The sequence below is a fragment of the Rhodopseudomonas faecalis genome (assembly GCF_003217325.1).
Classification (GTDB): domain Bacteria; phylum Pseudomonadota; class Alphaproteobacteria; order Rhizobiales; family Xanthobacteraceae; genus Rhodopseudomonas; species Rhodopseudomonas faecalis.
This window is the reverse complement of record NZ_QJTI01000023.1, coordinates 64042-78480: the sequence shown is the minus strand read 5'-3', so window position 1 is coordinate 78480 and position 14439 is coordinate 64042. Positions and strand designations below refer to the sequence as shown.

The 14439-nt window shown below is 65.2% G+C and carries 13 protein-coding genes and 1 other RNA gene; 7 read left to right on the top strand and 7 right to left on the bottom strand.

All coding sequences use genetic code 11. The features are described 5' to 3' along the window. Window positions 1-203: 203 nt before the first annotated feature. The 3 genes from BJ122_RS15870 to BJ122_RS15860 form a co-directional block, all read right to left on the bottom strand. Window positions 204-1745 carry a DUF4403 family protein gene (locus BJ122_RS15870; protein WP_110782179.1) on the bottom strand — a complete coding sequence of 514 codons (1542 nt, stop codon included), beginning with the start codon at window positions 1743-1745 and terminating at the stop codon, window positions 204-206. A gap of 185 nt (window positions 1746-1930) precedes the next feature. Beyond that, window positions 1931-2287 (bottom strand): hypothetical protein, encoded by a 357-nt coding sequence (locus BJ122_RS15865; protein ID WP_110782178.1) that lies wholly within the window; start codon window positions 2285-2287, stop codon window positions 1931-1933. A 186-nt stretch (window positions 2288-2473) separates the two neighbouring features. Beyond that, window positions 2474-3184: a L,D-transpeptidase gene (locus tag BJ122_RS15860; protein ID WP_110782177.1), complete on the bottom strand. Its 711-nt coding sequence runs from the start codon at window positions 3182-3184 to the stop codon at window positions 2474-2476. Window positions 3185-3502: 318 nt separating this feature from the next. On the opposite strand from BJ122_RS15860, the gene BJ122_RS15855 reads away from it, so the two are divergent. Then, complete coding sequence (locus tag BJ122_RS15855; RefSeq protein ID WP_146227205.1) at window positions 3503-3838, top strand: hypothetical protein; 336 nt, start codon at window positions 3503-3505, stop codon at window positions 3836-3838. A gap of 90 nt (window positions 3839-3928) precedes the next feature. Here BJ122_RS15855 and BJ122_RS15850 read toward each other — a convergent pair whose 3' ends face one another. After that, a complete protein-coding gene (locus BJ122_RS15850) occupies window positions 3929-4174 on the bottom strand; it encodes a hypothetical protein (RefSeq protein ID WP_110782188.1) in 246 nt (81 codons plus the stop codon). A gap of 186 nt (window positions 4175-4360) precedes the next feature. Here BJ122_RS15850 and BJ122_RS15845 point away from each other — a divergent pair, with 186 nt between their 5' ends. Further along, window positions 4361-5485 carry an extensin-like domain-containing protein gene (locus BJ122_RS15845; protein WP_110782175.1) on the top strand — a complete coding sequence of 375 codons (1125 nt, stop codon included), beginning with the start codon at window positions 4361-4363 and terminating at the stop codon, window positions 5483-5485. Window positions 5486-5503: 18 nt separating this feature from the next. Here the strand turns inward: BJ122_RS15845 and BJ122_RS15840 are convergent, their stop codons facing one another. Continuing rightward, window positions 5504-6148, bottom strand: coding sequence for a TetR/AcrR family transcriptional regulator (locus BJ122_RS15840; RefSeq protein ID WP_110782187.1), 645 nt, complete (start codon window positions 6146-6148; stop codon window positions 5504-5506). Window positions 6149-6299: 151 nt separating this feature from the next. On the opposite strand from BJ122_RS15840, the gene BJ122_RS15835 reads away from it, so the two are divergent. Beyond that, the gene (locus BJ122_RS15835; RefSeq protein WP_110782174.1) at window positions 6300-7520 is read left to right on the top strand and encodes an HlyD family secretion protein; all 1221 of its coding nucleotides are present in this window, start codon (window positions 6300-6302) and stop codon (window positions 7518-7520) included. 33 nt (window positions 7521-7553) lie between these two features. Continuing rightward, the gene (locus BJ122_RS15830) at window positions 7554-9146 is read left to right on the top strand and encodes a DHA2 family efflux MFS transporter permease subunit (RefSeq protein WP_110782186.1); all 1593 of its coding nucleotides are present in this window, start codon (window positions 7554-7556) and stop codon (window positions 9144-9146) included. 217 nt (window positions 9147-9363) lie between these two features. On the opposite strand, the gene rnpB is transcribed toward BJ122_RS15830, so the two are convergent. Together rnpB and BJ122_RS15820 are read right to left on the bottom strand one after the other, a co-directional pair. Next, window positions 9364-9784, bottom strand: an RNA gene (rnpB, locus tag BJ122_RS15825) — RNase P RNA component class A. Window positions 9785-9860: 76 nt separating this feature from the next. Further along, window positions 9861-10712: an N-acetylmuramoyl-L-alanine amidase gene (locus tag BJ122_RS15820; RefSeq protein ID WP_110782173.1), complete on the bottom strand. Its 852-nt coding sequence runs from the start codon at window positions 10710-10712 to the stop codon at window positions 9861-9863. Between the two features lie 523 nt (window positions 10713-11235). Between BJ122_RS15820 and rsmH the strand changes: the two genes are divergently transcribed. The 3 genes from rsmH to BJ122_RS15805 are packed head-to-tail and all read left to right on the top strand — an operon-like array spanning window position 11236 to window position 14356. Further along, window positions 11236-12234 carry a 16S rRNA (cytosine(1402)-N(4))-methyltransferase RsmH gene (gene rsmH, locus BJ122_RS15815; protein ID WP_110782172.1) on the top strand — a complete coding sequence of 333 codons (999 nt, stop codon included), beginning with the start codon at window positions 11236-11238 and terminating at the stop codon, window positions 12232-12234. Next, window positions 12234-12614 (top strand): cell division protein FtsL, encoded by a 381-nt coding sequence (gene ftsL / locus BJ122_RS15810; protein WP_027277731.1) that lies wholly within the window; start codon window positions 12234-12236, stop codon window positions 12612-12614. The genes rsmH and ftsL overlap by 1 nt, the downstream gene beginning before the upstream one ends. Further along, window positions 12611-14356: a peptidoglycan D,D-transpeptidase FtsI family protein gene (locus BJ122_RS15805; protein ID WP_110782171.1), complete on the top strand. Its 1746-nt coding sequence runs from the start codon at window positions 12611-12613 to the stop codon at window positions 14354-14356. Before ftsL ends, BJ122_RS15805 begins: the two co-directional genes overlap by 4 nt. Window positions 14357-14439 lie beyond the last annotated feature (83 nt).

Genomic DNA, 14439 nt, shown 5'->3' with positions numbered 1-14439 from the left:
ATGTAATTCCGTTCGATCGTCCGATCAAAGCTGTTGTCACGCATCGAAGCCTCCCTGAAGGGCGGATTCGATCACCGAATTGTTGAACATGCACAGCAATGACGAAAAAGCCGATCAGTGCTGGTCGGCTGGGGTAAGCGCAGCGAAATCCAACGCGGCCGTGCCGCGGAGAGGTTACGCTGCGCTGAGCCGTTACAGCGTCCTTACAATTTCGGCAGCGCGGTCAGCGTTACGTTGAGAAAGCCCTCGGCGGCGGCGGTGACGCGCAGCGTCTTGGCGTCGAACGCCAGCCCCGTGAGCCGCAGGCTCTCGATATCGGAGGCGACGCGGATGCCTTCCTCATTGAGATGATAATCGGCGATCATCGCGCCAAGCCGCCGCTGCAGATTGGTCGCAAACGGCTTCAAATCGAGCACCGCCTTGTCGGCGAGCGCCTGCTGCACCAGCGGCAGCGCGGCGCGGGCGGCGCCGCCGAGCAGGCCGAATGCGGCTTCGGATTCCACCGCGACCTCAAGATCACCAAGCCGCAATGTCTGCTGTTTGGCATCGAGCAGCGGCTTGCCCCAGATGAACACGGTGGCATCGCCGCCCAGGCCGAACCAACTGGCCTTTTCGCGAGCCTTGACCTGCAGCGAGATCAGTAGCCGCTCGCCGGAGGCGGTGACATTGGCGCGCTTCACGGTCATCTCGACCGCGCCGCTGCCGTCTTCCGGAAACGTCTTGTTGGCCAGCTGCGCTTCCAGCATCCGATCGATTTCGGTGAACGGCGTATCGATCGGCACGCTGATATGCACGCCATTCTGGTCGGCCGGCACAAAATTCAGATTGGCCGGGAATGGGCATTCCGGTTTGGTCTGCGCCGCGGTCACCCGTGTTTCGGTCTCGATGCCCATGGTCAGCACCAAGGCGCCGTTTTCGACCTTGGGCTGGGCGGCCAGCGCCTTGGTCGGGCGCAATTCCAGCCACAGCCCCTGCACGGCGATGCCCTGCAACGGAATCGAGCGGCACAATTTTGACCATTCCTGCCGGGCGTTGCGTTCCAGCCCGCTGTCATTGCGGATGCGCTGCTGCAACTGCGCCAGCTGCTCGTTGACCGCTTTATCGATCATCGGCTTGACCTGCGCCGGCACGTTGACGCGCAGTCCCGACACCGCCACCGAATTATCGTTGAGCGCCACCTGGGCGCTGAGATTGGGCTCGACCCGCCAGTTCGGCGTCAGCGCCGGGCGCGCCGCCATCGCGATCGTGCCGTTGATGTCGGCATTGGCGTTGAACGATTTGATGTTGACGCCGATCTGCTCGGCGGCCTTGCTGCCGAGCAGCTTGCCGAGCGCGTCGTTGACCGCGGTCTTGGCATTCCCGGACAGCGCGCCCTTGACCGCGAGCGTGCCGGAAATCGGCGCCGCCAGGCCAAGCTGGCTCTGCGTGCCGCTGGCGGTGATCACGCCGCGGGTCGCGGTCCAGGCGATGTCGGCGTCCTGCAACAGTTGCGGCACCGGATTGGCAGCCTTGCCGGCGAAATTGCGCGGGGCGGTGCGTTCGGCGAGATCGCGGATCACGGTCAGCGGAATCGCGACCGGCACCACGATCGTCGAGGTGCGGGCGGTCGGCAGCGCGGGCAGCGGCGCGAGCGGCGGCGGCGTCACATTGGCGGGGCGCGGTGTCAGCGCGTCATAGATGAACGATCCCGCGACGAACGACGCGGTCAGCGCCGCGGCGCCGATCAGGATGGGCTTAAGTCGCATGAGTTTCCCGTGCAATCACATGATGCGATTTTACAGGCACGGGCAGAGCCGCACCAGACCCGCCGCCTCAAGGGTGGACAGCGTGGTCTGAATGGTCCGGGAATGCGACCATGATATGATCGACATGCCATCGCATGCGTGCTGCCATGATCGGCGGGCGCGCAGCGCGCGCAAGCCGCGCGCGGCTAGAGTCTCACCGGCTTGTCCGGCGTGCAGCCGAGCTGGCCGCCGAGCGCGGCCCAGCGCGAGCAGGTCGATTCCGGCGTGGTCGTGCCTTCGACCTGGATGCAGTGGTCGGGCTCCAGGAAGAACCGGCAATTGCCGCAGCGCCGATAGGAATCACTGAACGACGCATGCCGCGCCGCGTCCTTGCTGATCTTCTGCGGAAAGAGCTGCGAACAGCTGCGGTCCTCGGCGCCGTTCTGAGCGAGCGCCGATCCGGTCAGCGCGGCACCGACGCAGGCGCTGGCCACCGATAGCGACGATAGCAGCAGCCGGCGGCGCGACAGCTGGGGCGAGGGGCGGGGCGGATCGAGCCGCATGACAAAGGCTCCACGACAGGGGACCGGATGGCGCAAAACTAGCCCTGTCGCGCGCGATGGGGAAGTTCTACGGCAGCGTGCTGACGCGGGCTGCGACACCCCGTCAGCACCAGATCATGCCGATTACTGTACGATTAGCCGAACGGTCAGTGCGGAGGGTGTCGCCATGCCCTGGCGGGCGCGCTGTTACTCCCTGTTGTACGCGATCGTCTGGCTGCGAACGGGGATATCGGCGCGGCGGGTCATCGGCAGCACCACCACCTTGGTGCCGACGCGGACGCGCGAGTACAGATCGCTGACGTCGGCATTGGTCAGCCGGATACAGCCCGAAGACACCCGGGTGCCGATGGTGTTCGGCGCGTTGGTGCCGTGAATGCGATAGATGGTGCCGCCAAGATACATGGCGCGCGCGCCGAGCGGGTTGCCCGGGCCGCCGACCATGAAGCGCGGCAGATAAGGCTGCCGGGCGATCATTTCCGCCGGCGGGGTCCAGTTCGGCCACTCGGCCTTGCGGGTGATCGACTGCACGCCGGACCAGGTAAAGCCGTCGCGACCGACGCCGATGCCGTAACGCACCGCGCGGCCATTGCCGAGCACGAAATACAGATAGGTATTCGGGGTATCGATCACGATGGTGCCGGGCGCCTCGCGGGTGGCGTAGTTGACGATCTGGCGTTTTAGCCGGGCCGGCAGCTCGGTGCTGGCGCCGTCGTCATTGGTATCGGGAATGGCCTGCACCTGGGGCTCGGGCGCCTGCTGCACCGGCGGCAGCGGCAGGAACGGGAATAGCGGTAGCGGCGCAGCAAAGGCCGGCGACGCGGCATTGGCCATCAGCGCCAGCGCGGCGACGGCGAGGAGACGGCCAGACAATGATCGGAATCCCGAAATTCCCAGCATTTCCCTGTCCTCTGTTTGCGCCTCATGCGCGCCTTTGCGGCGCTGCGTTATGACAGAGGCTAGCAAGGTGCCGTTTCCGGACGTTTTCACCTGTGGCCGAAATTGGTTTCGTCTCGGCAAGGTTTGTTTCGCCATGAGGGGTTTTGCGCGGCTGCGGAACTGGTCCGGGGAGGGGCGAGCTGGCGGCTAGGCGCCTGCTGGCTCAGCCCGCCGGGCGGCGGGCACGGCCGGTTGCTTGTCACCATAGATGGGCCCGATATAGGCTGGCCGGAGCTGCCCGGCGTGCAACAGGGCAGAGGCAAGCAGTCGAGGCGTCACATGACAAAGTTGGCAATCATCGCTGCGGCCGTGGCGATCACTTGGCCGGTCGCGGCGCAGGCCTATGATGGCATTGGCCCGGGTGTGGCTGGAGGCGTGATGGCTGGCGCGATGATCGGCAGCGCCAGCGGGCCTTATGATTATTTCGGCCCCTATGGCCCGAAGGCACCGAAGACCGGCCGCAATCCGCGGGTCGAACGCGGTCCCTATCACGAGCGCTCGACGGTCTATGTGCCGCGGCGGCCTGGTCAGGACCGGCGCAGCCATGCGGTCAATTATTACTACCCGTCGTCCTCGACCTATTACTATCGTAGTTGGACGGCTGATAGCTGGTAACAGGCGCGTCGCGCATCGCGGCAGTTGCTCACATTGCGCCGCAGAGTTCTGCGGCGTGAAGCTCTGCCGGGTAGCGGCATGGGCAGGCCGTCAATGCCGGGTCTTGTTGCCCGCGTTCATGAAGGGGCGCCGGGCGGATTCGTGCTTTTCATAGAGTTCGAGCCAGCGCTCATCCTCCGGCATCACCCAATCGACTTCGCCGATTTGCGGGCGCGGGCATGAGCTGGCGATGATCTCCTCGAGCCGAAAAAACTCCTCGGTCTCTTCGGCCGAAAGGCCGATCAGCACGCGGTTGCCTTTGGCATCGATCTGAAAAGCGTCGTCGTCTTTGATCATGATGCGGATCAGTTGAGCATCGCCGCGTCTGCCGTCAACGTAAACCACTGCTTAACCTAACCGCTCAACCTTAATGGAGCGGGGTGTTCTCGCGCAGCTGCGCGTCTTCGCCGCAGGCTGATGGTTAACAGCCGGTGAAGACAGGCCAACAACAAATCCTTAAAGAAATTGATCGAGTGTCCGCGCATGATGCGCGGAGTTCGTTTGTTCCTGGTCGGCTCCATCGCCCTTGTTTCGTTGGCGGGATGCGGTCGCGGACTGTTTCAGTTCGCTGAGCGCGAGCCCTGGCGAGCCGAGGCCGAAGTCGCATGCCTGAAATCCGGCGCGGTCAAAATGAGCGCCGACGTGGTGCAGATCGATCCGATCTCGGGTCCCGGCGTATGCGGCGCCGACTATCCGCTCAAGGTGGCGGCGCTGGGCGAGGTTGGAGCGGTCGGCTTTGCCGACGAATTGCGCCCGCCAGGGCAGGTCGGGGCGGCGCAGCCGCGCTGGCCGATCAATCAGCAACCGAGCTATCAGCCGGCCGCCGCGCCAGCCTCAGCCTATGGGGCGCGGTCCGGCCCGGTGCCGCTCAACGCGCCGGGCAGCAGCGCCGATGACGAGACCGAGCTTGGGCCGGACGGGCCGGGTGCGGCCCCTTCGGGCCGAGCCGATCCGCGTTCGGCCTATGGCGGCGGGCATGATTCTGCGCCGCCGCGGCTCGGCTCCGGCATGGGCAATGTCACCGGCGCGGTCGGTCCGGTCGCGATCAAGCCGGTCGCGACGCTGGCCTGTCCGATCGTGTCGACGCTCGATAAATGGCTGGTCGAGCAGGTGCAGCCGGCGGCGCTGCGCTGGTTCGGCGCGCGGGTGGTCGAGATCAAGCAGATCTCGGCGTATTCCTGCCGCGGCATGAACGGCAATTCGCGTTCGCGCATCTCCGAACACGCCTTTGGCAATGCTTTTGACATTGCCGGCTTCACCTTCGCCGACGGCCGGCGCATCACGGTGCGCGATGGCTGGAAGGGGCTGCCGGAGGAGCAGGGCTTTTTGCGCGATGTGCACGCCTCGGCCTGCGAATATTTCAGCACCGTGTTGTCGCCAGGCTCCAACATCTATCACTACGACCACATCCATGTTGATCTGATGCGGCGCAGCAGCGGGCGGCAGGTGTGCAAGCCGGTCGCCGTGTCGGGCGAGGCAATCGCCGGGCGCCTGCAGCGCCATAACGCCTTTGCGGCGGTGCCGTCCTATACCAGCGGGCTCGGCGGCCATCGCCGCGGTGGTTCGCGTTCGAGCCACGGCGACGAGGACGATTACAACAACGAATAGGGCGGGCCGCTTGGCCTGTCAGGATGACGACGGCACGCGATAGGCGGCCAAAAACATCCGCGTCGCGCTGTCGACCACGGCCGCGATCCGCTCCGGCGTCGGTTGCGGCGTCGCCTGAAACACGAATGGCAGGAATAGCGACGCCTGGCAGCTCATCATGAACTGCGAGGCGGCGAATTCGCAGTCGTCGATCTTGAGCACCCCGGCCTCGACCTGGCGCTTGAGCGCCTCGCCCAAGCGGCGCACGGTCTGGGCGATCACCCGTTCATAATAGCTGCGGCCAACTTCGGGCATCCGTTCGGCAATCGCCATCACCGTGCGGATCGCCGAACTGCTGCGCGGTTTGCACAAGGTCTGGATGTAAGCCTGGCCAAAGCCGCGCAATTGCCGCTCGACATCGGTGTCGGCCGAGAAGTCAAAGCTGCCCCAGCCCTGGTCGTGGATTTCGGCCTCGACGATCGCCACGAACAGCGAGTGCTTGTCGGCGAAATAGACATAGAGCGTGCCTTTCGAGACGCCGGCGGCCTTGGCGATCTCGCCCATGCTGGCGCCGTCAAAACCATGTTCCAGGAACACGGCGCGGGCGCCGGTGAGGATCTGCCGGCGCTTGGCGCAATGCTCGTCCGGGGTCGGTGCGGCCTCTGACGGCGACAATCGGGGCATTTCTCCAAACTGTCCTTTGACCAATTTCGGATTGGCTGGTGATGCGGCCGCCAGAACGGCGCGACCGATTTGCAAATACCATTGACCGAACGGTTCGGTCAATGGTATCGGGTCGACCAGGGAGACTTACGTTCAAGATGAGGAGGCCGCCATGGGCGGAACACGCGACCAGACCGCCCGGGCGATTCCGGCTGAGACCGAAGCGGGCGAAGCGCGGGCCGCGGCTGTGTCGGAGCTGCGCCGCAGCAAGGCGGAGGGAGCCGCGCCGGCGGCGATGCCGTCCCCGGCCACCAGCGAACCTCTGACCTCCGAAGATTTGGCGGCGCTGAACGGCAAGCCGAAATCCATTAAGCGCAAGATGATCGGCATTGGCGTCGGTGCGCTGGCCGCGCTCGCCGCTGCGGTGTTTGCCGGGCATTATGTGCTGGTCGGCCGGTTCGTGATCAGCACCGACGATGCCTATGTGCGCGCCAACAACACCATGCTCGGCGCCAAGGTCGCCGGCCATGTCGCCGCGATCCTGCCGGGCGACAATGTTCAGGTGCGCGCCGGCGACGTGGTGTTCCGGATTGATGATGGCGATTACCGGATCGCGGTCGATGCCGCGCGCGCCAAGGTCGCGACCCAGGAGGCGACCATTGCCCGGATCGGCCGGCAGGTGATCGCGCAGGAAAGCGCGGTCGAGCAGGCGCGGGCCCAGCTGGCCTCGGCCGATGCCGCTTCCAAGCGCGCGGCGCTCGATTTCGATCGTCAGCAGGCGCTCAACACCAAGGGTTTTGCCTCGCGCGCCACATTTGAAGGCTCACAGGCCAGCCGCGACCAGGGCGAGGCCGCGGTGCAGGCGGCGCAGGCCGCGTTCAATGCCGCGATCGACACGGTGGAAGTGACCAAGGCCCAGCAGCAGGAAGCGCGCGCCCAGCTCGATGAGCTGAAAGCGTCGCTCGCCAAGGCCGAGCGCGACCTCGATTTCACGGCGGTGCGCGCGCCGGTCGATGGCGTGTTCTCGAACCGGCTGGTCAACACGGGCGACTTCGTGCAGGCCGGCCAGCGGCTTGGCAACATCGTGCCGCTGCAGGGTGTCTATATCGACGCCAATTTCAAGGAAACCCAGCTGCGCCGCATCAAGCCCGGCCAGCCGGTCAACATCTCGGTTGATGCCTATGCCGGCCGCACCATTGAGGGCAGGGTGGAGAGCGTGTCGCCGGCCGCGGGCGCGGTGTTCACGCTGCTGCCGCCCGACAACGCCACCGGCAATTTTACCAAGATCGTGCAGCGCGTGCCGGTGCGGGTGCGGGTGCCGGATGAAGTGGCGCGCGAACATCTGCTGCGCGCCGGCATGTCGGTTTACGTCAGCATCAACACCAAAGAGTAACGCCGCTTTTTAGCGGCCCGCTTGGGCGCCTGCATGTCGGCTTCGATCTCCGCATCCTCCAGCGCCGGCGGCGCGCCGCCGGCCGCCGTCGCCGAACATATTGCGCCAAAGCGGCTGCTGGCGTTTCTGATCATGGTGTTCGGGATGTTCATGGCGATCCTGGACATCCAGATCGTCTCGGCCTCGCTCACCGATATTCAGGCCGGGCTGTCGGCCAGCTCCAGCGAAGTCGCCTGGGTGCAGACCTCCTATCTGATCGCCGAAGTGATCGCGATCCCGCTTTCCGGCTTCCTGTCGCGCGCATTCGGCACCCGTTATCTGTTCGCGATCTCGGCGGCCGGCTTCACCGTCGCCAGCCTGATGTGCGGGCTGACTTCGTCGATCGAACAGATGATCCTGTGGCGCGCGATCCAGGGTTTTGTCGGCGCGGGCATGATCCCGACGGTGTTCGCCTCGGCCTACACGGTGTTTCCGCGCAGCAAGTTTCACATCGTCGGCCCGATCATCGGCCTGGTGGCGACGCTGGCGCCGACGATTGGTCCGACCGTCGGCGGCTACATCACCGACGCTTTGTCCTGGCACTGGCTGTTCTTCATCAACGTCATTCCGGGGATCGGCATCACGCTCGGCGTGCTGGCGCTGGTCGATTTCGATGAGCCGCATTTCGAGCTGTTGCAGCATTTCGATTGGTGGGGGCTCGGCTTCATGGCCGGCTTCCTCGGCTCGCTGGAATATGTGCTGGAAGAGGGCTCGCGTAACGACTGGTTCTCCGACGACTCGATCGCGATCTTCGCGGTGGTGTGCGTGATCTCGGCGGTGCTGTTCTTCTGGCGCGTGCTGACCGCGCGCGAGCCGATCGTCGATATCCGGGCCTTTGCCAATCGCAATTTTGGCCTCGGCTGCATGTTCGCGTTTTTCGTCGGCATCGGCCTGTATGGCCTCACTTACGTCTATCCGCGCTATCTCGCCGAGGTGCGCGGCTATAGCGCGCTGATGATCGGCGAGACCATGTTCATCTCCGGCGCGGCGATGTTCTTGTCGGCGCCCTTGGTCGGCCGGCTGATGCAGAAGATCGACATGCGGCTGATGATCGCGATCGGCATGCTGATGTTCTCATTCGGCACCTGGCTGATGACCTCGATCACCCGCGACTATGATTTCAACGAGCTGCTCTGGCCGCAGATCTTCCGCGGCGTCGGCATGATGCTGATGATGGTGCCGGTCAACACCATCGCGCTCGGCACGCTGGCGCCGTCGCGCGTGAAAAACGCCTCCGGCCTGTTCAACCTGATGCGCAATCTTGGCGGCGCGCTCGGCCTGGCGCTGATCAACACCGCGCTCGATCACCGCACCGATTTTCATATCTCGCGGCTGCACGACAAGGTCACCTGGGCCAACACCAAGGCGGTCGAGACCCTGAATATGCTGACGCAGAAGTTTCAGGGCATGGGCGATGCGTCGCTGATGGCCTTGAAGCAACTCAACCAGATCGTGCACCGCCAGGCGGTGGTGATGAGTTTCGCCGACACCTTCTTGATGCTGACGCTGATCTATGTCGCGCTCAGCACGCTGGTGGTGCTGTTTGCCAAGCCGGCCAATCCGAGCGAGGCGCCGGCCGATCACTGAACCGCGCCGGATGATGCCATCGGGTCGTCTCAATGACCGTCATACCCGCGCTTGTCGCGGGTATCCACGTCTTAAAATCGCTGCAAGATCAAAGACGTAGATGGCCGGGACGAGCCCGGCCATGACGTGCGGAGTGGTTGGTATCAATCGCCGTTGGTATCAGCGGGGGCAAAACGGGCGAGGGGCCCGGCGTGGTCGCGCCGAGCCTCTCGTGAAAAATATCAGCCGGCCTGTAAGCCGGGTTCTGGAGGGCACCGACTGCTTGCGCAGCCGATACGCGGCGGCCATTCCTCTGGGACGACGTTTGCACGCCGCCTCAAGCAACCTACCCGGACAGCGGGTTTGACATCACCCTGCGGAGTTATCGCTGCAAGCAGCGAACTATCCGCGTTGCTGTCCCTATTCGGTTTTGCTCCCGGTGGGGTTTACCTTGCCGTTGCCGTTGCCGGAAACGCGGTGCGCTCTTACCGCACCTTTTCACCCTTACCGCGTCCGCAGACGTGGCGGTTCGTTCTCTGTGGCACTTTCCCTGGGGTCGCCCCCGCCGGACGTTATCCGGCACCGTATGTCGATGGAGCCCGGACTTTCCTCCCCGGCGACCTTTCGGTACTTGCCGGAGCGGCCGCCCGGCCGACTGACGGGGTACGAATGAAGGGTTGGCGGCGCGCCGTCAACCCGGCCCTGGGAAAACCAATGGGTAGGGTGACGAGACGATCAGGCTTTGGCGGCGGTCGGCCGGCCGGCAAGCAGCGCCTGCAAGGTTGCCACCGTCGAGGTGTCGGCGATGCCGTCAACTTTCTGCGGGCGGAAGTGGCGCTGGAACGCGGTCACCACCGCGGCGGTCGCCTGGTCGTACTGGCCGGACGGCGTCAGGCCATAGCCATATTGGGCGAGGCTGTTTTGCAGCGCCAGCACCTCGGGACCATCGGCGCCGAGCTTCATCACCTCGCCGCGGCTGATCGGCGCCGGCGGCACCCAGTGACCGACGCCGGAATCCCACAGCGCCCGCCACGGAAATTTCTCGCCCGGGTCCTGCTTGCGCTCCGGTGCGACGTCGGAATGCGCCAGAATCCGGTGCGGCGCGACATTGCGGCGGATGATGATGCCGCGGCACAGCGCGATCACCGCCGCGACCTGGCGCAGCGGGAAATCCGGATAGCCCCAGTCATGGCCGCGATTGACGATCTCGATGCCGATCGAGCAGGAATTGATGTCTTCCTCGCCGGCCCAGGACGACAGCCCAGCATGCCAGGCGCGCTTTGATTCCTGCACGCACTGCACCACGCGGCCGTCTTCCAGCACCACATAATGGGCGGAGACTTCGGTGCCGGCCTGGCACAGCCGCGCCAGCGCGCCCTCGACATCGGGCATGCCAGTATAATGCAGCACGATCATATCCGGCGTGCGGCCTTTACTGCGCTCGCCGAAATTGGGGGAGGGGATCACATCGGAGACGATCGAGGAATCGGGTACGAATTCCTTCATCTCTGCGACGCTTTTCGGAATCGGGAGCGCACGCCGCCGCTTCGGATCTTGTCGCGCGACCGCGAGCGAACCTGCCAGCATGAGATACTCCAATCCGGGCGGGACCGCGGCAGCGCCACACCCGGCTGCCGCATTCAAAATGAATGATTCACTATCCGGATCGAAGTCGCGGGCCGCAACCAGGTGCTGTCACGGTTTCGCCTTTTTCTGTGGAGTGTCCACAATTTTGGCGACCGGCGCGCGCCAGCGCGGCGGTGAACTGGCGTGGTTCTGATGCAATCCATCAACGGTTTCTTAACGCTGAACGACGTTACTGAGTGGTGAACAACCGGGTCTGCGCGACGCGGTCCGCCAGCTTTGACGCTCGAAACCCATGGCCTGTTTTCCATTCCCATGCGGAGAGCCGGGCATGTCGGCCGGCTCAGCAGCACGCGGCTGGCTGACGGCCAAAGGGCGCCGCGCGGGCCGCGCGCGATCGCTGGGGGCCGGGTTAAGGCACGGAAATGATTGGCGTTACCGGCAGAGCAGGGTGTTGGGTGAGCATGGGCCAGCAGCAACGGCCGCGGCTGAGCCGCGCGAGCGCCGGCCGATGGAGCCTGCGGCCATGATCGCTGAGCAGCCAGTGCGCCATATCTCGGTGCTGGGGCGTGAGGCGGTCGACTGGCTCGCGCCGCGCCCCGGCGGCGTCTATGTCGATGCCACCTTCGGCGCCGGCGGCTATTCGCGCGCCATTCTCGCCATCGATGGCACGCAGGTGATTGCGATCGACCGTGACCGCACCGCGATCGCCGGCGGCTTCGATCTGGTCGAGCGCTCCGCTGGCCGGCTGACGCTGGTCGAGAGCCGGTTCGCGGAATTGGCCGAGGTCTGTGCCGCCCAGAACCAGCCGCAGGTCGACGGCGTGGTGATGGATGTCGGCGTGTCGTCGATGCAGCTCGACCAGGCCGAGCGCGGCTTCTCGTTCCGGCTCGATGGTCCGCTCGACATGCGCATGGGCCAGCACGGTCCGAGCGCCGCCGATGTGATCGCCAGCGCGTCCGAAACTGATCTGGCCAACATCATCTATATTTTTGGCGAGGAGCGGCACTCGCGGGCGGTGGCGCGCGCCATCGTCGCGGCGCGCCGCGAGGCGCCGATCGTCACCACCCGCGCGCTCGCCGATCTGGTTGCCAAGGTGGTGCGCAGCAAGCCCGGCGACATTCATCCGGCCACCCGCACCTTTCAGGGGCTGCGGATTTTCGTGAATGGCGAGCTCGATGAGCTGCATCTGGCGCTGCAGGCCGCCGAACAGGTGCTGCGGCCGGGCGGGCGGCTGGTGGTGGTCTCGTTCCATTCGCTGGAAGACCGCATCGTCAAGGCGTTCTTCGCCGATCGCGGCAAGCAGGGCGGCGGTTCGCGCCATCTGCCGGAGCTGGCACGCCAGCAGCCGAGTTTTGCGATTTTGACCAAGCGCCCGGTGCTGCCGAGCGACGACGAAATCGCCAGCAATCCGCGCGCACGCTCAGCCAAGCTGCGCGCCGGCGAGCGCACCAGCGTGCCGGCCCATGGCGCCGCGCCGTTGCCGTCCTGGCCGACGCTGGCCAGCGTGATGGGGAGGCGCTGATGCGGCTCCTGCATTTGCTGGTGATCGGGGCGTTGGTGTTCGCCGCCGCGCATGTCTACCAGATCAAGATGGAATCAACGATGCGCATGGAGCGGGTGCTGCGGCTGCAGGCCGAAGTCCGCGAACAGCGCGAGGCGATCGCGACGCTGCGCGCCGAATGGGCCAAGCTCGACGCGCCGCTGCGGCTGCAGGGGCTGGCCGAGCGGCATTTGAAGCTGAAGCCGATCACCGCCCAGCAATTCGATTCCTTGAAGAACCTGCCGGAGCGTCCGCCGAGCTTCAACGGCGCTGGCGATTCCGACGCGCTGGCCGCGATGATCGACACCATCGATCCTGACATCATCACCGGCTCGCTGCCGGCGCCGGAGGTCGGCCAGTGACAGAGCCGGTCACCATTCGCGTGCCCACCGAGCCCTGGCGGCGGCGCCTGATCCGCAGCCTGCTGTACGGCAGCAACGTCGATCGCGTCGCCAAGGCGCGCGCGCGCGTCGGCTTTGCCATGATCGCCTTTGCGGTGGTCTATGCGGTGATCGGCATCCGGCTCGCCACCATTGCCATGGTCGGCGACAGCCATAGCGCGCGGCGCTCCGGTTCACAGGACGCGGTCGCCACCGCGCGGCCCGACATTCTCGATCGCAACGGCGCCATTCTCGCCACCGACGTCAAATCGCCGTCGCTGTTTGGCGAACCGCGCCGCATCATCGACAAGGACGAGGCGGTCGAGCTGCTCACCGCGACGCTGCCCGATCTCGACACCATCGAAGTGCGCGACCGGCTGTCGTCCAAGAAAGGCTTTGTCTGGCTGAAGCGCGAAATCACGCCGCAGCAGCAGCAGGAAATTCGCCGGCTCGGCATTCCCGGCATCGGCTTTTTGCGTGAGAACCGCCGCATCTATCCGAGCGGTCCAGCGGTCTCGCATCTGATTGGCCTCGTCAACATCGACAACCAGGGCATCGCCGGCATCGAGAAATGGCTCGATAGCAACGGGCTTGCCGATCTGCATCGCGCCGGCTTTGCTTCCGACCGGCTGCAGCAGCCGGTCGAGCTCGCGATCGATCTGCGCGTCGAACACGCGCTGCGCGATGAGCTGCTGAAGGCGCAGGAGAAGTACAAGGCCAAGGCGGCGTCCGGTCTGGTCAGCAATGTCCGCACCGGCGAGATCGTGGCGATGGTGTCGCTGCCGGATTTCGACCCGAACAATCCGCGCGAGGCTCATGATCCGGACCGCATCAACCGGCTGACCACCGGCGTCTATGAAATGGGTTCGACCTTCAAGACGTTGACGCTGGCGATGGCGCTCGACACCGGCAAGGCCAATCTCAACACGCTCTATGATGCGCGCGGCGCGATGCGCTACGGCAAGTTCGCGATCCACGACACCCATCCGGCCGGCCGTGCCATCACGCTGTCGGAAGTGTTCACGCTGTCGTCCAATGTCGGCGCGGCGCGCGTCGCCTTGAGCCAGGGCGTCGAAGCGCATCGCGCGTTCCTGAAGAAGCTCGGCCAGCTCGATCGGCTGCGCACCGAACTGCCGGAAAGCACCGCGCCGATCGTGCCCAAGCGCTGGGGCGAATTGAACACTGTTACCATCTCGTTCGGCCACGGCATCGCGGTCGCGCCGCTGCAAGCGGTGATGGGGATCAACGCGGTGATCAATGGCGGCTATCTCATTCCGCCGACCTTCTTGAAGCGCACCGAGCAGGAAGCGCTGGCGCTCGCCAAGCGCGTGGTGCGCAAGGAAACCAGCGACAAGATCCGCTATCTGATGCGGCTCAACGCCGAAGTCGGCACCGCCAAACAGGCCGACGTCAAAGGCTACTACATCGGCGGCAAGACCGGCACCGCGGAGAAGGTGGTCAATGGCCGCTATTCCAAGAAGCAGGTGCTGAACTCGTTCACCGCGATCCTGCCGGCCGACAATCCGCAATACCAGCTGCTGGTGATGCTCGATGAGCCGAAGGGGTTGCCGGAAACCCACGGCTTCATCACCTCGGGCTGGAACGCGGTGCCGACCGGCGGCAAAGTGATCGCGCGAATCGCGCCGCTGCTCGGGCTCGAGCCGCGATTTGATCTGCCGCCGTCCGAACGCCTTATTCTTGCAGCATCGAGGGGCACTCCCTGAGCAGCGAGCGCCTGCGCGTTGCGGTTGCAACGGGTTGGTTGCGTCGAAACCGGATTGCGATAAAAGCGCAGGGCCGCCGCCGT